Annotated in this window: 16 protein-coding genes; 7 read left to right on the top strand and 9 right to left on the bottom strand. The window is 60.2% G+C overall.

The window, feature by feature from the left end; all coding sequences use genetic code 11:
* Positions 1–79: 79 nt before the first annotated feature.
* The 6 genes from PF1751_RS08335 to kdpF all read right to left on the bottom strand — a co-directional run bounded on the left by PF1751_RS08335 (position 80) and on the right by kdpF (position 8,078).
* Positions 80–769: a response regulator gene (locus PF1751_RS08335; RefSeq protein ID WP_010211910.1), complete on the bottom strand. Its 690-nt coding sequence runs from the start codon at positions 767–769 to the stop codon at positions 80–82.
* Positions 770–806: 37 nt separating this feature from the next.
* Positions 807–3,458 (bottom strand): sensor histidine kinase, encoded by a 2,652-nt coding sequence (locus PF1751_RS08330; protein WP_044286850.1) that lies wholly within the window; start codon positions 3,456–3,458, stop codon positions 807–809.
* A 146-nt stretch (positions 3,459–3,604) separates the two neighbouring features.
* Complete coding sequence (gene kdpC / locus PF1751_RS08325) at positions 3,605–4,150, bottom strand: potassium-transporting ATPase subunit KdpC (RefSeq protein WP_010211912.1); 546 nt, start codon at positions 4,148–4,150, stop codon at positions 3,605–3,607.
* Positions 4,151–4,214: 64 nt separating this feature from the next.
* Positions 4,215–6,272, bottom strand: a complete 2,058-nt coding sequence (gene kdpB / locus PF1751_RS08320) for a potassium-transporting ATPase subunit KdpB (protein ID WP_010211913.1) — start codon at positions 6,270–6,272, stop codon at positions 4,215–4,217.
* A 12-nt stretch (positions 6,273–6,284) separates the two neighbouring features.
* The gene (gene kdpA / locus PF1751_RS08315) at positions 6,285–7,979 is read right to left on the bottom strand and encodes a potassium-transporting ATPase subunit KdpA (RefSeq protein ID WP_044286849.1); all 1,695 of its coding nucleotides are present in this window, start codon (positions 7,977–7,979) and stop codon (positions 6,285–6,287) included.
* Between the two features lie 9 nt (positions 7,980–7,988).
* Entirely contained in the window at positions 7,989–8,078 is a 90-nt protein-coding gene (gene kdpF, locus PF1751_RS08310; protein ID WP_010211917.1) for a K(+)-transporting ATPase subunit F, read from the bottom strand.
* A gap of 394 nt (positions 8,079–8,472) precedes the next feature.
* On the opposite strand from kdpF, the gene eat reads away from it, so the two are divergent.
* On the top strand, positions 8,473–9,837 hold the full coding sequence (eat, locus tag PF1751_RS08305) for an ethanolamine permease (RefSeq protein WP_010211919.1): 1,365 nt from the start codon (positions 8,473–8,475) through the stop codon (positions 9,835–9,837).
* 112 nt (positions 9,838–9,949) lie between these two features.
* Positions 9,950–10,117, top strand: a complete 168-nt coding sequence (locus tag PF1751_RS28235; protein WP_003172675.1) for a DUF2897 family protein — start codon at positions 9,950–9,952, stop codon at positions 10,115–10,117.
* Between the two features lie 8 nt (positions 10,118–10,125).
* Here the strand turns inward: PF1751_RS28235 and PF1751_RS08300 are convergent, their stop codons facing one another.
* Both PF1751_RS08300 and PF1751_RS08295 read right to left on the bottom strand, forming a co-directional pair.
* Positions 10,126–10,974, bottom strand: coding sequence for an urea carboxylase-associated family protein (locus PF1751_RS08300; protein ID WP_010211920.1), 849 nt, complete (start codon positions 10,972–10,974; stop codon positions 10,126–10,128).
* 15 nt (positions 10,975–10,989) lie between these two features.
* Positions 10,990–11,634 (bottom strand): GntR family transcriptional regulator, encoded by a 645-nt coding sequence (locus PF1751_RS08295; protein ID WP_029529202.1) that lies wholly within the window; start codon positions 11,632–11,634, stop codon positions 10,990–10,992.
* A gap of 120 nt (positions 11,635–11,754) precedes the next feature.
* On the opposite strand from PF1751_RS08295, the gene PF1751_RS08290 reads away from it, so the two are divergent.
* A complete protein-coding gene (locus PF1751_RS08290; protein ID WP_010211924.1) occupies positions 11,755–12,333 on the top strand; it encodes a TetR/AcrR family transcriptional regulator in 579 nt (192 codons plus the stop codon).
* 18 nt (positions 12,334–12,351) lie between these two features.
* Here PF1751_RS08290 and PF1751_RS08285 read toward each other — a convergent pair whose 3' ends face one another.
* Complete coding sequence (locus PF1751_RS08285) at positions 12,352–12,684, bottom strand: ComEA family DNA-binding protein (RefSeq protein WP_010211925.1); 333 nt, start codon at positions 12,682–12,684, stop codon at positions 12,352–12,354.
* 559 nt (positions 12,685–13,243) lie between these two features.
* Between PF1751_RS08285 and PF1751_RS08280 the strand changes: the two genes are divergently transcribed.
* Genes PF1751_RS08280 through rfbH form a run of 4 tightly spaced genes read left to right on the top strand, consistent with a single transcriptional unit; the run spans position 13,244 to position 17,445 of the window.
* Positions 13,244–14,233 carry an FAD-binding oxidoreductase gene (locus tag PF1751_RS08280; protein WP_010211926.1) on the top strand — a complete coding sequence of 330 codons (990 nt, stop codon included), beginning with the start codon at positions 13,244–13,246 and terminating at the stop codon, positions 14,231–14,233.
* A gap of 12 nt (positions 14,234–14,245) precedes the next feature.
* Entirely contained in the window at positions 14,246–15,019 is a 774-nt protein-coding gene (rfbF, locus tag PF1751_RS08275) for a glucose-1-phosphate cytidylyltransferase (protein WP_010211927.1), read from the top strand.
* A gap of 2 nt (positions 15,020–15,021) precedes the next feature.
* Positions 15,022–16,107, top strand: coding sequence for a CDP-glucose 4,6-dehydratase (rfbG, locus tag PF1751_RS08270; RefSeq protein WP_021490938.1), 1,086 nt, complete (start codon positions 15,022–15,024; stop codon positions 16,105–16,107).
* Between the two features lie 24 nt (positions 16,108–16,131).
* Positions 16,132–17,445, top strand: coding sequence for a lipopolysaccharide biosynthesis protein RfbH (gene rfbH, locus PF1751_RS08265; protein WP_021490939.1), 1,314 nt, complete (start codon positions 16,132–16,134; stop codon positions 17,443–17,445).
* Positions 17,446–17,448: the final 3 nt, after the last annotated feature.

Genomic DNA, 17,448 nt, shown 5'->3' with positions numbered 1-17,448 from the left:
GACCGCATTTCAAAGGCGGAACTCGTTCAAGTGTGGGAGCGGGCTTGCTCGCGAAGAGGCCCTGCCAGACGCCAAAAATCTAGGCACTCAGCAACCGGTAACCCACCCCCGCCTCAGTCACGATAAACCGTGGCTGTGTAGGATCATCCGCCAACTTCTGCCGCAGATGCCCCACCACGATCCGCAGATAGTGGCTGTCTTCGGTATGGGTCGGCCCCCAGATATCCTTGAGCAATTGCTGCTGGGTAATCACTCGCCCCGGATGCCGCGCCAATTGGGCCAGCACCGCGTATTCCTTGCGGGTCAGCGCCACTTCGGCACCGTCCAGGAGCACACGGCGATAGGCCAGATCCACGGTCAGCGGACCAAAACGCAAGGCCGCTTCCTGGGCTTCCCCCGCTGGAGCCTGACGCAGCAGCGCGCGCACCCGGGCGAGAAACTCCTGGATGCCAAAGGGTTTGGTCACGTAATCATTGGCTCCGCCGTCAAGCGCCTCGACCTTTTGCCCTTCACTGGCCCGCACCGACAGCACCAACACCGGCACCGTCGACCACTCGCGAAACTCGCGCAGCACCTGCTGCCCGTCCATGTCCGGCAGGCCAAGGTCGAGCACGAGCAAGTCCGGCTTGCTCAGCGCCGCCTGGGCCAGACCTTCGTTGCCGGTGCCGGCCTCTATCACTTTGTAGCCCTGGGAGGCCAGGCTGATGCGCAGGAATTTGCGGATCTGCGGCTCGTCATCAATGACCAAAATCGTCGCGGTCTGGCTCATGGTGTCCCATCAAAATCCGTGAAGAAAACAGGGTAGCTCATGCCTCGCGTTCCAGGCCAGGTTGTGTCGGCAAAGGCAGGAACAAGGTGATGCAGGTGCCACGCCCGTCGATCCCGTCGGCCACGCTGATATGCCCACCATGGGCACCGACCATGCCCTGACAGATCGCCAGGCCCAGTCCTGTGCCCTGCCCGCCGCGATCGCCTCGGGCGGCGGTGTAGAACATGTCGAAAATCTTTGCGCGCTCCTCCTCGGGAATACCCGGTCCTTCATCGGCCACGGCGAAAAACAACTGGTTATCCGACACGCCGGCACTCAACTGCAAGCGGCCTTGCGGCGGCGAAAAGCGCGCGGCGTTTTCCAACACATTGACCAGCGCTTGTTCGATCAACGCGGCGTGCACATACAACAATGGCAACTCAGCGGGCACGTCGGTACTCACCTTTAACGGTGCCAGCACCGCACGCAGGCGGCCCAGGGCGCTGCCGACAATATCGCCCGGCGACACCCAATCCCGCGCCAGTTTCAACGCGCCGTGGCCGAGGCGCGTCATGTCCAGCAAGTTTTGGATGTACCTATCGAGACGTTCGGCCTCATCACGTGTGCCTTCGAGCAACTCGCGGCGGTCCTCCAATGGAATGGCCTCACCGAGCGCCAGCAGGCTATCGATGCTGCCGCGCATAGAGGTCAAGGGCGTGCGCAGATCGTGGGACACCGACGCCAGCAAGGCACTGCGCAGTTGCTCGGTCTCACCGTGCAGCCTGGCAGACTCCAACTCCTGGGCCAGTTGCGCCCGCGCCAAAGCCTGGGCCAGCGGTTGGCTCAAGGCGGTGAGCAAGCGACGGCGTTGCCCACTTAACTCCAGTCCAGGCTTGGGACTGACGCCCAGCAACCCCAGCGGGCCCTCCTCGCCCGACAACGGCCACCACCACCAACGCCCGAACGGCAAGGTACCGGTGCCCATGCCCGCCGGCTGGTCATGTTGCCAAGCCCAATCAGCCGCGGCGCGCTCGGCTTCGGTGAGCGTCAGCGGGCCGCCGGTCTCGATCGTCCAACCACCCTGCCCATCGCGATTGACCAGGCACAGGTCCAGGTCGCTCCAGCCTTCCAAGTGATGCGCAGCGGCGCTGACCACCGCCTGACGATCAGTAGCAGCGGTGAGTTTGCGTGACAGGTCGAGCAGTTCGCTGGTTTCTTCCTGGGTATCGCGCAACGCCTGCAACTGCCGGCGTTGACGCGCGGCCAGGTTGCCGGTCAACGCCGCCATCAACAGGAAGAACAACAGGGTCAGCACGTCCTCTTCGCGTTGGATCGAGAAAGAAAAATTCGGCGGAATGAACAGAAAGTCATAGGTCAGGAACGACAACGCCGCGCACACCAGCGATGGACCCAGGCTGCTGCGCACCGCCACCAGCAACACAGCGGCGAGAAACACCAGCGAGATATTCGGCAGCGGCAGGACGCTGGACACTGCCCACGCCACCGCCGCCGCCACCACCGTCGCCACGACCGCCAGCGCATAGTCGAACCACACCAGCCCACGCACATCGGGCAACCTTGGCGGTGCCGGGATATCATCGCTGTCGAGCACGTTGATTTCCAAGCCACGCGCATTACGCAGCAAACGCGCGGCCAGGCCACCACCGAACAGTCGGCGACGCCAACGCATTCGTGACTGGCCGACCAGCACCAGGCTGGCACGGCGCTCGGCGGCGTGCTGGATCAGGGTTTTGGCCACCTCCCCCGCCCGCAGCAACACCACCTCGCCCCCCAGACGCTCGGCCAGTTGCTGGGCATTCTGCAAGCGCAAGCGAAACTGCTCGTCCCGCGGGCGGCCGTTATCGATATGCACCAGGGTCCACGGCAAATGTCGACGCTGCGCGACGCGGCTGGCATGGCGCACCAGGCGCTCGGCCTGCGCATCACCATCCACCCCCACCAGCAGGCGACCGCGCACCGCCGGCGCGGCCTGGCCGAGCTGGCGATAGCCTTGGGCCAAATCGTCATCGACGTGGGCGGCGGCGGTTTGCATCGCCAGCTCACGCAAGGCCATGAGGTTGGTCTGGGTGAAAAACGCATCGATGGCCGCGCGGGCCTGCTCCGGCACGTAGACCTTGCCGTCGCGCAGACGCTCCAGCAGCTCGCGGGACGGCAGGTCGATCAGCAGCAGTTCGTCGGCCTCTTGCAACACCCAGTCCGGCAGGGTTTCGCGCACCTGCACGCCGGTAATGCCGCGTACCTGGTCATTGAGGCTCTCCAGGTGCTGGACGTTGACCGTGGTGAATACGTTGATGCCGGCAGCGAGCAATTCCTGGATGTCTTGCCAGCGCTTTTCATGGCGACTGCCGGGCGCGTTGCTGTGGGCCAGTTCGTCCACCAGCACCAGCCTGGGCTTGGCGGCAAGCAGGCCGTCGAGGTCCATTTCTTCGAGCATCACGCCGCGGTATTCGCTGCGCAGCAAGGGTTGCTGCGGTAAGCCGCTGAGCAAGGCTTCGGTCTCGGCGCGGCCGTGGGTTTCGACCACACCAGCGATCAACTTCACGCCTTGGCGCAGCTGGGTGTGCGCGGCCTGGAGCATGGCGTAGGTCTTGCCCACACCGGGTGCAGCACCGAGGAATACTTTGAGTCGGCCACGGCCGTCCCGGGGCAGATCGGCTAGCAGGGCATCGGCGCGGCCGGAGTCGCTCATGCTTGGGGGTTCCTTCAGGTATTCAAGTATTCGGGCCCACTGAAGATCCAATGTGGGAGCGGGCTTGCTCGCGAAAGCGGTCTATCAGTAACAAATACATTGGCTGATACATCGCTTTCGCGAGCAAGCCCGCACCCACAGGAGGTTCAGAGTTTTTCCAGCGCCATGTTCAGCGCCAGCACGTTCACCACCGGCGGGCCCACCAGCGGGCTTTCGATATGCTCATCGAGCAACCGCTGCAGGGTCGACACCGGCACATTCCGCGCCGCCGCCACCCGCGCCAGTTGATAGGCAATCGCCTGCGGTGGCAAGTGTGGATCAAGACCGCTGCCAGAGGTAGTCAGCGATGCCAAAGGCACCGGCCCTTGGCTGCGCACCCACTGCTTGTTCGCGTCATCAAAAATGCGCGTCGCCAGCGCCGGGTTGCTGGGGCCAAGGTTACTGGCACTGCTGGAAACCGTCGCGAAAGCGCCGGCCGATGGACGTGGGTGGAACCAGCTGTCGCCGGTAAAATCCTGGGCGATCAGGCTGGAGCCGCGCACCTTGCCACTGTCGTCGCGCACCAGGCTGCCATTGGCCTGGTCCGGGAAAGCGACCTGGGCGACGCCGGTCACCACCAGTGGGTAGGCGACGCCAGTGATCAGGGTCATGAGCACCAGCAGGCTCAGGGCCGGACGGATCATGTTGGACATTTGGGATTCCTCAATTCGGTCATTGCAACCTGTGGGCACCCATCGGGTACCCGCAGGATTCGGGTCAAACCAGGTGCAACGCAGTCAGTAGCATGTCGATCGCCTTGATCCCCACGAACGGCACAAGGATCCCGCCCACCCCGTAGATCAGCAGGTTGCGACGCAGCAGCGCCGCCGCACTCGCCGCTTGCACACGCACACCGCGCAGCGCCAATGGAATCAGCACCACAATGATCAACGCGTTGAACACGATGGCCGAGAGAATCGCGCTCTGTGGGCTTTGCAGGTGCATCACGTTGAGCGCGCCCAGTTGCGGATAGATCGAGGCGAACAGTGCCGGCAGGATCGCGAAGTACTTGGCCACGTCGTTGGCGATGGAAAAGGTGGTCAGCGCGCCACGGGTCACCAGCAATTCCTTGCCGATCTGCACCACATCCAACAGTTTGGTCGGGTCACTGTCGAGGTCGACCATGTTGGCGGCTTCGCGAGCGGCCTGGGTGCCGTCATTCATTGCCATGCCGACGTCGGCCTGGGCCAGCGCCGGGGCATCGTTGGCACCGTCGCCGCACATTGCCACCAGGCGACCGTCGTTTTGTTCATGGCGAATGCGCGCGAGTTTTTTCTCCGGCGTGGCTTCGGCCAGCACGTCGTCCACGCCCGCTTCAGCAGCAATCGCAGCGGCGGTCAGCGGGTTGTCGCCGGTGACCATCACGGTGCGAATGCCCAGTTTGCGCAGCTCGGCGAAACGCTCACGGATGCCGGGCTTGACCACGTCTTTGAGGTGGATCGCACCGAGCAACTTGCCATCAGCACACACCAGCAACGGGGTGCCGCCGCTTTGGGCAATCTTGTCGATTTCCCGCGACAGTGCCGGTTGCAAGTCGCGGCGTGGCTGACCGATAAACGCCAACAGCGAATCCACCGCGCCTTTGCGGAACACACGACCCTGGTAGTCGACACCGGACAACCGGGTTTCCGCGCTGAACGGCACGGCGGTCAGCTCATCCGCAGAAGGTTCGGCCTGAGGGTGCAAGGCGCGCAGGTATTCGACGATGGATTTGCCTTCCGCAGTGTCATCCGCCAGGGAGGCAAACAACGCGCCCTCGGCCACTTCCTTGCCGCTGACGCCAGGCGCCGCGACTACCGCCGCACACCGACGGTTACCGAAGGTGATGGTGCCGGTCTTGTCCAGCAGCAACACGTGCACGTCACCTGCCGCTTCCACGGCACGGCCGGACTTGGCGATCACATTGAGGCGCACCAGGCGGTCCATGCCGGCAATACCGATGGCCGACAACAAGCCGCCGATGGTCGTAGGAATCAGCGTCACCAGCAGTGCGACCAGGAACACCAGGGGCAAGCTGCCGCTGGCGAAATGGGCGAACGGCTGCAGGGTCACCACCACCAGCAGGAAAATCAGGGTCAGGCCGATCAGCAGGATATCCAGCGCGACTTCGTTAGGGGTTTTCTGGCGTTTGGCACCTTCCACCAGGGCGATCATGCGGTCGAGGGTCGACTCACCAGGGTTGGCGGTGATGCGGATCAACAGCCAGTCCGACACCAGCCGGGTGTTACCGGTGACGGCCGAACGGTCGCCGCCGGACTCGCGGATCACCGGTGCGGACTCACCGGTGATCGCGGCTTCATTGACCGCCGCAATCCCTTCGATGACTTCGCCGTCACCGGGGATCATTTCCCCGGCGGCGACGCGCACTACATCGCCTTTGCGCAGGCTGGTGGCCGGCACGACCTTGAAGCTGCCATCGGCCTCCTTGCGGCGAGCGCTCAGGCCTTCGCTGCCGGCCTTGAGGCTGTCGGCACGCGCCTTGCCACGCCCTTCGGCCAAGGCTTCGGCGAAGTTGGCGAACAGCACGGTGAACCACAGCCACACCGCGATCTGCACGGCGACATAGGTTGGCACGGTGGTATCGGGCACGAAGCACAACACGGTGGTGAGGATCGCGGTCAGTTCGACCACCAGCATCACCGGCGAGCGTTGCAGTTGGCGGGGATCCAGCTTGACGAAAGCCTGGACCAGCGCCGGGCGCCACAGGGCGGAGATGGCGGTTTTGGCGGGTTCCTGGGTTTGCACCGGAGCCGCGTTTTTTGCAGGCATATTCATTTTCATATCCCCTTAGAAGCCCATGCTCATGTGTTCAGCAATAGGGCCCAGTGCCAGCGTCGGCAGGAAGCTCAGGCCGCCCACCAGCAAAATGGTCACGGTCAACAGGGTCACGAACAGCGGGCCATGCGTCGGGAAGCTGTTCTGGCCGATCGGTGCGGTCTTCTTCATCGCCAGGCTGCCGGCCAGGGCCAGTACCGGGAGGATGTAGCCGAAGCGGCCGATCAACATACCCAAGCCCAGCATCAGGTTGTGGAACGGGGTGTTGGCGCTGAAGCCGCCGAACGCCGAACCGTTGTTGGCACTGGCCGAGGTGTAGGCATAGAGCAATTGGCTGAAACCGTGGGGGCCGGGGTTACTGATGGCACCGGCCGGGCCTGGCAGGCTAGCGGCGATGGCACCGAGTACCAGCACACCTACCGGCATCACCAGCAAGGTCACCACCAGCAATTGCACTTCCTTGGCCTGCAACTTCTTGCCCAGGTATTCCGGGGTGCGACCGATCATCAGACCGGCGAGAAACACGGCGATCAACACGTTGAGCAACATGCCGTACATACCGGCGCCGACGCCGCCGAAGATCACCTCGCCCACCATCATGTTGACCAGCGCAACCATGCCGCTGAGGGGGCTGAGGCTGTCCTGCATGCCGTTGACCGAACCGTTGGACGCCGCGGTGGTTGTCACCGACCACAACACCGTACCGGTGGTGCCGAAGCGTGCTTCCTTACCTTCCAATGGAGCGGTCTGCTCCACGGCTGGGTTGTTCAGGGTCGGATTGGGCTGGTATTCAGACCACAACGAGGTCGCGCCGCCGATCAGGAACAGCGCCAGCATGCAGCCGAGGATTGCGCGGCTTTGGCGCAGGTCTTTGACGTAGTGGCCGAAGGTGAACACCAGCGCCACCGGGATCAGGATGATCGATGCCACTTCGAACAGGTTGGCCCAGGCAGTCGGGTCTTCAAACGGGTGCGCCGAGTTGACACCAAAGAAGCCACCGCCATTGGTGCCCAATTGCTTGATCGCAATCTGGCTGGCTGCGGGGCCCAGAGGGATCACTTGATCCACGCCTTGCAGGGTGACGGCATCGACATAGTGGGCGAAGGTTTGCGGAACGCCCTGCCACACCAGTAACAACGCCAGCACCAGGCACAACGGCAGCAGGCCGTAGAGGGTGGCACGGGTCATATCAACCCAGAAGTTGCCCAAGGTCTGGGCCGATTTGCGACCAATCCCACGGCAAAGAGCGACCAAGACTGCCAGGCCGGTGGCGGCACTGACGAAGTTCTGCACGGTCAGGCCGGCCATCTGGCTGAGGTAGCTCAGGGACGCTTCACCGCTGTAGGACTGCCAGTTGGTGTTGGTCATGAAACTGACCGCGGTGTTGAAGGCCAAAGTCCATTCCTGACCCGGCAATTTCTGCGGGTTCAGTGGGAGATAGTCCTGGAACACCAGGATCGAGAACAACAGCAAAAAGCCCGCGAGGTTGAAGGCGAGCAAGGCCAGCATGTATTTCTGCCAGCTTTGTTCCTGATGCTCGTCCACGCCCGACAGGCGATAACAGGCGCGCTCCACCGGGCCGAATACCGGCGTGAGCCAGGTGCGCTGCCCTTCCATCACCTTGTAATAGAACCGCCCCAGGAACGGAGCCGGCACCAGCACCACCGCAAAGAAGGCAATGATCAGCCAATAGTCATAACTGTGCATGGCCTGCTCCTAGGTCCGATCCGCGCGTAACAGCGCAACCAGCAAATAAATGAACAGCGCCACGGCCAATAGCAGTGACACCCCGTCCAGAACGCTCATGGAAGTCTCTCCGTTTAGCGGCGAGTGCCGCGTGTGGAGCAATTGTCCGCAGGAGTGGTGTAAAGGAACGAGAGCGAGGGGGTGGGTGGGGCGTAAAGACGGCGTAAAGAGTGGGTTTATGCGGGGTTTACAGGGGGGATTAGCCGTTAGGAAGGCCTCAGCGCGGGCAAACCCGGCTACCACATCGGTATGCGGTCAACCTGTGGGAGCCGGGCTTGCCCGCGATGACGGCAGTTGCAACCCCACCGCACTCAACTGGTGCGAGGCTGGAAAAATTCAAACACTAAACCATCCCACGCACGACACTTGCTCCGCTTTACGACAATGATGCTCAGCCTGGCATGTCCGCTGCAACACCTTGAATCATTCCAAACGGTTCAGGGAGAGCAACACGATGAACACACAACTCAAACCCACTTTAGGCACCCTGCACTTGTGGGGCATCGCCGTCGGGCTGGTGATCTCCGGTGAATACTTCGGCTGGAGCTATGGCTGGGGCGTCGCAGGGACCCTGGGCTTTCTGGTGACCTCATTGATGGTCGCCGCGATGTACACCTGTTTCATCTTCAGTTTCACTGAACTGACCACCGCCATTCCTCATGCTGGCGGCCCTTTTGCCTACAGCCGCCGTGCCTTTGGTGAGAAAGGCGGCTTGATCGCCGGGCTCGCGACCTTGATCGAATTCGTCTTCGCACCGCCTGCGATCGCCTTGGCCATTGGCGCTTATCTTAATGTGCAATTTCCCGCACTCGATCCGAAACACGCGGCCGTCGGTGCTTATATTGTGTTCATGGGCCTGAACATCCTCGGCGTCAAACTCGCCGCCACCTTTGAACTGGTGGTGTGTGTGCTCGCCGTCGCCGAGTTGCTGGTGTTCATGGGCGTCGTCGCACCTGCATTCAGCTTCAGCAACTTCGCCCTGAACGGCTGGGCCGGCTCAGACACCTTTGGCGCACCCGCGATTGCCGGCATGTTTGCCGCGATCCCTTTCGCCATCTGGTTCTTCCTCGCCATCGAAGGCGCGGCCATGGCTGCTGAAGAAGCGAAAGATCCGAAGCGCACCATTCCAAAGGCCTACATCAGCGGCATCCTGACCCTGGTGATCCTGGCCATGGGCGTGATGTTCTTTGCTGGCGGCGTGGGTGATTGGCGCACCCTGTCCAACATCAACGACCCCTTGCCGCAAGCCATGAAAACCGTGGTCGGCGACAGCTCAGGCTGGCTGCACATGTTGGTGTGGATCGGCCTGTTCGGCCTGGTGGCAAGCTTCCACGGCATCATCCTCGGCTACTCGCGTCAGTTCTTCGCCCTGGCCCGCGCCGGTTACCTGCCGTCTTTCCTCGCCAAACTGTCGCGTTTTCAGACACCCCACCGCGCAATTATCGCCGGTGGCGTGGTCGGCATCGCGGCTATCTATAGCGATGGCCTGATCAACCTGGGCGGCATGACACTGACCGCAGCGATGATCACCATGGCGGTGTTCGGTGCCATTGTGATGTACATCATGAGCATGCTCAGTCTGTTCAAACTGCGTAAGACCGAACCGCTGCTGGAACGCACCTTTCGCGCACCAGGCTACCCGATCGTGCCGGGTATTGCGCTGGTACTGGCGGTGGTGTGCCTGGTAGCCATGGCGTGGTTCAACGCGCTGATCGGGCTGATCTTCCTGGGCTTCATGGTGGTGGGATTCGCCTACTTCCAGATGACTGCGCAAGACCGCGCCGATGCACCGGCAGATGCGATGTTGACCGGGCTCTGATCTACTGAGAGGCAGAACGGGCCTACACTGAACTAGTGAGAAAGCCCGTCACTCAAAGCAGTTATTCCCGTGGGAAAGTTCTCCCACGGCAATCTGCCTCAAGGAGAGCCTTATGCCGTGGTATGCGTGGTTGATTATGGTAGTTGCGATCGGGTCGATCGTCGGTGGGCTGATGATGCTGCGCGACAGCGCCAACAAAGTCGAACTCACCGACGAACAACGCAAGCGCGTGGCCGAGCGCAATGCCCAGGCGGATGCCAAGGACGCGCAGGATCGCTGAACCTTGGGCTATTCCCAGGACGCCTTGGCAATATGCAACCCGTGCTGCCCCTTATAGGCAGCACGTTCGGGCTGACTCCAACCGCTCAGAAGCTCATCCTCCAACGTATAGACCTCAACCCCCAGCGGGCGGCATACCGTCAGCGGGTCCTGTGCATCCGGCCCCCACATCGGCAACGACAGATCCCCACCCGGGCACGTCGACAGCGCGCACAACAAATCAATCTCGGCAAAAAACTCCAGGTAATCGCCCTTCTGCGCCGGGCAGGCTTTCATGAAGTACATATCGTCGTGATTGAGGCCCGTGCACTGGAAAATATTCAGCACGTCATGCACGTCGAATTCCGTCAGACCGTGGGGCAAAACTGCACGGGTCAGGTTCGAATGGCAATGGTGGTGAAAGTCTTCGCCGGTGAGCATGCGGTTCACATAGGGATCGCAACGCGTACCGAGCAAGTCATGCAGACGCCCGCCGTGCTCATCGATGCCGTAACCGGCCAGGCTGTCATCGGTGATCGTCACCAAAGGCCGCAGAAATGGCAGGTTCGACCACAGCCGGTCATGAGTGCTGACATGCGCGCCCTGCAACTGACGCGTACGCGCCGCCCACAAACGCTCGCGGGGGTCATTGGCGTTCCACACGTTGAAATCCCCCACCTGCGGACCGACTGGCGTGGTCACACGGAATACATGCCCGGCCGGCACCTTCCACGCCCTGCCCGTGCGAATCGGCACCTCAAACGCCTCAATCAAGCGCCGTTGATCTTTTCGATCACGAATGCGCTCGTAAAACGCCGCATCGACCTGCAGCGCCGAACCTTTACTGACCTGATAAGCGGCCGGATAGTCTTTGTACATGGTGCAGATCCTCGATCAGGGATGGTTGAACAGGGCCAGGGACACGCGTTCCGAGTCATCCAGGTACAGGCTCATCGCCTCCCCTGCCGCCGGTTTATCCTGCTGGACCAATAACGTGTAAATCTCACGATCACGCTCCAACCACGGCGATTGGAAGCGTTGCTCATCAGGCGCAGCGCAGAACACCAGACGCAACTGGGCGATGACCTGGGCAAAAAACTCATCGAACAAAGGGCTGCGCATCAACCCTACGATCTGCTGATGAAACATCAGGCTGTGGGTGGCGACCGCCCGCCAGTCTTCGCGCTCACGGGCCAGGGTGGTGGCGTCGATGGCGTTTTGCATGCGTTCGGATTGGGCTTCTGTCAGAGGACCACTCTGGGCGATGGCCTGCAGTTCCAGGGTGCGACGAACGACAAATAAGTCACGCACTTCCTCACACTCCAGCCGCCGCACCATAACCCCCTTGTTGCGCACATAACGGGTCAAGCCTTCTTGCCCTAAACGGTGCAACGCTTCACGGATGGTATTGCGCGATGCGTTATAGGCTTTCACCAGCTCCACTTCGATCAACGGCATGCCTGGTAGCAGCCGCCCACCGATGATGTCAGCGCGAAGCTCCAAGGCAATCTGGTCGGCTAACGACAAGCTGAGCGTCATGGTCACCTCACGATTGTTGAACAATCTTTTACGTTTAGGTAATCACGTTTCATGCCAACGTGCAGATGTGTAAAAAGATTCAAGTTGGTTAGAATGCCAACCTGTCACTGAGGCCGTCCCATGCGTTACTCACCCGACCACAAAGCCCAGACCCATCAACGTATCATCAAGGAAGCCTCCGTACGCTTTCGACGCGACGGCATCGGCGCGACTGGTTTACAGCCATTGATGAAGGCGCTGAACCTGACGCATGGTGGGTTTTATGCGCACTTCAAATCCAAGGATGAGTTGGTGGAGAAGGCGCTGCAGGCGGCTGCGGCAGAGCTGGATGCTCATTGCGAAATGCTGTTCAGCCAGGAGCGGCCGCTGGAAGCCTTTATCGACAGTTACCTCTCGAAATGGCACATGACGTCTCCGGACCAAGGCTGCCCACTGCCTACCATGTCCTCCGAACTCGGCCTAAGGGGCCAGCACAGTACAACAACGGACGCAGTACTCGACGCGCGGCTAAAGCAGATTGATACGGCTTTAGCGGATGGACGGAGTGATGAACAAAGCCTGGTGATGATGTCGACGCTGGTCGGAGCATTGGTGCTCGCCAGGAGTGTCGAAGATCCGGCATTGGCTATGCGAATCTTGGAGGTTGTGCGCGCGCGTTTGAAAACCCAGGTTTCAACGCGTGAAAAAGCCGGTCAGTGACCGGCTTTCTCGCCTGACTTAATTGATCACCAGCCTTTCGCGGTTCTTCTCCAGCAAAGCCTTACCAATCCCCTTCACTTCCAACAACTCATCTACCGCCGTGAACGGCCCATTGCTTTCGCGATACGCAACGATCGCCCTGGCCTTGGCAGCCCCGATGCCGAAGAGATCACGGCGCAGGGTTTCGGCATCGGCGGCGTTCAGGTTGACCTTGGCGGATTGCTCGGCCTTGGACATCTGAGTGGCGATAGGGGTTGGGGCTTCGGGCTTGATGGAAGGGGCTGCGGTGGTCGTAGCGGAGATGCTGGTGAGAAACGCGAAGATAAGGGCGCAGATGTAGGTGTTTTGCATTGGTGACGCTCCATGACATCGATGAGGGAAAAGCAGCTTTCCTAAGCTGCCTCCCAAACTTAGGTGATGTTGGGTAGGAGTCAAAAACGGGTGGGTTACAGAGTATGACCGCAACCCGCAAGGCCAGTGAGACGGCCTGCTCAGGCCTCGTCCATCCTGCATTTCCAGTTAAGGTCCCAAACAGGTAGAATTGCCGCCACTTATGGGCAGCCCGGCCGCAATGCGAACTTAAACGCCGGTCGACACAGTGCAAGCCTCATCGGGTCGTTCACTATTAAATACACGGCAACTCACTGCGATGTTGCCGTTTGTTATGTATGCGATTCAACGGTGGGGCGTTAGCGCTGGTTGCTTCTATCCGCTTTGAACTCTACTAAAAATGCCCCTCATCAGGGGTGTAGTCTGCGCGTTGAATGCGGTATGACGTTCGGCGTAATGACGACAGGAGATGTAAACGTACATGGGTATCAAAAGCTTCGGGCAGAGGTGCACCGCTCCCCACATGTCAGGGGATGAATTGAATCCTTGTGACGTCAACGTTGAGCGTGGTGCCTGACGCATGTCTATTGTCACGCTGTCGAACCACAAGTCATTCACGGGTGAATCCGGCAAAAGCCTTCTGGAGTGTGCAAAGTCACAAGGTACCGTACTGGAATACAGCTGCCGTACCGGTCGTTGCGGCGTCTGCAAGGCCAACGTGCTCCAGGGTGATACAGAGGTGATGCAACCAGAACTCGCCCTTACGGACGAAGAGCGTGCCAACGGCGCCATCCTGACGTGCTGCCGAGCAGCGTTGACTGATGTTGAACTGGATATCGAAGACTTGGGCTTGCTGGCCGACATCCAGATCAAAACCATGCCTTGCCGCCTCGATACACTGGAGCGCCTAGCGGACGACGTGGTACGGGTCGTCCTCAGGACACCGCCCAAAAGCGCGCTGTTCTACCTTCCTGGGCAGTACATCGACGTCATAGGCAAAGACGGTGTGCGCCGCAGTTATTCGATTGCCAACGCCGTACGCGAGGATGCCAAGCTCGAACTGCATATCCGCCAAGTACCTGATGGAGTGATGAGCCAGTATTGGTTTGGTGAAGCCCAAGTCAATGACCTGCTGAGGCTGGAAGGCCCACTTGGCACCTTCTGCCTGCGTAACGCCAGCACTACAAACTTGGTGTTCATGGCGACAGGTACCGGGATCGCCCCCGTAAAGGCCATGCTCGAAGCCTTGGCGAGTACATCCGAACCCCTCATCGGCAAGCGCGTTTACGTTTATTGGGGGGGGCGTACGGAAAACGACTTGTACTGGCTCCCTGACTTCCCGACGCTGGGCATGACTTACCGCCCCGTGCTTTCACGCGCGGGTAAACACTGGCCAGGCGCCACCGGATACGTTCAACAGGCCGTCCTTGCAGAAAACCTTGACCTGGCCGATACCTCGGTCTATGCCTGTGGCTCTGAAGCCATGATCCATACGGCGCGCGAGATGCTGACACAGGCTGGCCTGCCCCTCAAACATTTCCATTCTGATGCCTTTGTAAGCTCGAATTGACCCGGAGACAGCATGAAAGCAGTTATTTTGGCCGGTGGCCTGGGAACACGGCTAAGCGAAGAAACCAGCGTGCGCCCCAAACCCATGGTCGAGATCGGCGGCAAACCCATCCTCTGGCACATCCTGAAGATGTACTCCGCGCATGGCATCAATGACTTCATTATCTGCTGCGGCTACAAGGGCTATGTGATCAAGGAGTATTTTGCCAACTACTTCCTGCACATGTCCGACGTCACGTTCAACATGCGCGACAACACCATGAAAGTGCACGACCAACGTGCTGAAGACTGGAACATCACCCTGGTCGATACTGGCGACGAGTCCATGACTGGCGGTCGCCTGCGTCGTGTCGCCGACTACGTCAAGGACGAAGAAGCCTTTTGCTTCACTTATGGCGATGGTGTCAGCGATCTTGATATCAGCGCGACCCTGGCCTTTCACAAGGCACATGGCAAGGCGGCAACGCTCACCGCAACGTTCCCCCCCGGCCGTTTTGGCGCACTGGATATCCAGAAAGGCCAAGTGCTGAACTTCAAGGAAAAACCCAAAGGAGATGGCGCGCTGATCAACGGCGGCTTCTTCGTCTTGAGCCCCACGGTTCTCCAGTACCTGGAGGACGACAGCACAACCTGGGAACAAGAGCCGCTGATGAAGCTTGCAGCCGAGGGCCAACTCATGGCCTACGAACACCCGGGGTTCTGGCAACCTATGGATACGCTGCGTGACAAACACTACCTGGAAGATCTTTGGCAGTCTGGCAAAGCTCCCTGGAAATCCTGGGACTGAATATGAAGTCGACCGTTTCTCCTACCTTCTGGCAAGGCAAAAGAGTCTTCCTGACCGGCCATACCGGGTTCAAAGGTAGCTGGCTGGCGCTATGGCTAACGAGCATGGGCGCGCAGGTTAAGGGGTTTGCCCTGGCGCCACCGACACACCCTGCCCTGTTCGTCGAGGCCAAGGTGGCCCAAGGCATGGAGTCGGAGCAAGGCGATATTCGTGATCGCGCAGTAATCGCCCAAAGCATGGTGAGCTTCAACCCCGACGTGTTGATCCACATGGCGGCGCAGCCGTTGGTCCGTTTGTCCTATCGCGAACCCGTCGAGACCTACGCCACTAACGTAATGGGCACCCTGCATGTGCTGGAAGCCGCACGCCAATGCCCCAACCTGCGGGCTATCGTCAACGTCACCACCGACAAATGCTATGAAAACCGTGAGTGGGAATGGGGCTATCGTGAAGACGAACCCATGGGTGGTCACGACCCGTACAGCAACAGCAAAGGCTGCGTGGAGCTGATCACCAGCGCCTACCGCAAGTCATTTTTCAATGACCCGCAAGGTGCTGCGTTGGCGTCCGGCAGGGCCGGCAATGTGATTGGCGGCGGCGATTGGGCGGAAGACCGGCTGATACCTGATATTCTCGGTGCCTTCGAGAAGGGTCAGCCCGTCACGATACGCAATCCGAAGTCCACCCGGCCGTGGCAACACGTGCTGGAGCCGCTGAGCGGTTACCTTGTGTTGGCACAACATCTCTGGACCCATGGGCATCGTTTTGCCCAGGGCTGGAATTTCGGTCCCAAGGATGAAGATGCACGCCCTGTGGAGTGGATCCTCGATCACATGGTACAGGCTTGGGGTACAGGTGCCCGTTGGCAACTGGACCAGGACCCGCAACCGCATGAGGCCAACTACCTCAAGCTAGATATTTCCAAGGCGCGCGCCCACTTGCACTGGGCCCCCAGCTGGAACCTCGAAACCACGCTCGCCCGGATTGTTACCTGGCATCGTGCCTGGTTGAGCGGCAACGACATGCAGGCCCTTTGCCTGGAAGAAATCAATGCCTACATGCTCGCCATGCATGCCAGCAGCAACTAACTCTATTTTTTAGCAGGATTTTTCATGACACCCGATATGCTCCGCCAGGAAATCAGCAAGCTCGTCGAGCAGTACGCCAACATTGCATTGGCGAGCAAGCCGTTCGTGGCCGGCGAAACTGTCATTCCACCGTCCGGCAAAGTGATCGGTGCGCGGGAGTTGCAGTTGATGGTCGAGGCCTCCCTGGATGGATGGCTGACCACTGGCCGTTTCAATGCCGAATTCGAGAAAAAGCTCGCTGAGTTCATCGGTGTCAAATTCCTACTGTCGGTCAACTCCGGCTCTTCCGCCAACCTGGTTGCCTTCAGCACCCTGACCTCACCCAAACTCGGTGAGCGCGCGATCAAGAAAGGCGATGAAGTGATTGGCGTGGCTGCGGGCTTCCCGACCACGGTCAACCCCATCGTTCAATTCGGCGCGATCCCGGTGTTCGTTGACGTTGACATGGCCACCCACAACATCAACGCCGACCTGATCGAAGCGGCCATCACGCCAAAAACCAAGGCAATCATGCTTGCCCACACCCTAGGCAACCCATTCAACCTGGGCAAGGTCAAAGCCCTGTGCGAAAAGTACAACCTGTGGCTGGTGGAGGACTGCTGTGATGCCTTGGGTGCAACCTATGACGGTAAGCTGGTAGGCACTTTCGGTGACATCGCCACCCTCAGCTTCTACCCCGCGCACCACATCACCATGGGCGAAGGTGGTGCAGTGTTCACCAACAACCCGATGCTCAAGGTGATTGCCGAGTCGTTCCGCGACTGGGGCCGCGATTGCTACTGCGCACCGGGTTGTGACAACACCTGCGGCGACCGTTTCGGCCAGCAATATGGCAGCTTGCCCCAAGGTTATGACCACAAGTACGTGTACGCGCATTTGGGCTACAACCTGAAAATCACCGACATGCAAGCCGCCTGCGGCCTGGCCCAGCTCGAACGCGCCCAGGACTTCATCGATACGCGCAAGCGCAACTTCGCGCTGCTCAAGGAGCGCTTGTCCAGCCTGTCCGAATTCCTCGAAATTGCCGAGGCAACCCCTAACAGCGACCCATCGTGGTTCGGTTTCCCGGTGACGCTCAAGGAAAGCAGCGGGGTCAAACGAGTCGACCTGCTCAAGTACCTTGACCAGCACAAAATCGGCACGCGCCTGCTATTCGCCGGCAACCTGACACGCCAGCCTTACTTCCAGAACCTGGAGTACCGTGTGGTTGGCGAACTGACGAATACCGACCGCACCATGAATCAGACCTTCTGGCTCGGTGTACAGCCTTCGTTGGGCCAGGAACATTTCGATTTTGTGGGTGAAAAGCTGGAAGAGTTTTTCGGGATCGGTTTCTAAACA

Source organism: Pseudomonas simiae (genome assembly GCF_000934565.1).
GTDB classification, from domain to species: domain Bacteria; phylum Pseudomonadota; class Gammaproteobacteria; order Pseudomonadales; family Pseudomonadaceae; genus Aquipseudomonas; species Aquipseudomonas simiae.
Note: the sequence above shows the minus strand (reverse complement) of the source record. Positions and strands in the feature narration are given on the sequence as shown.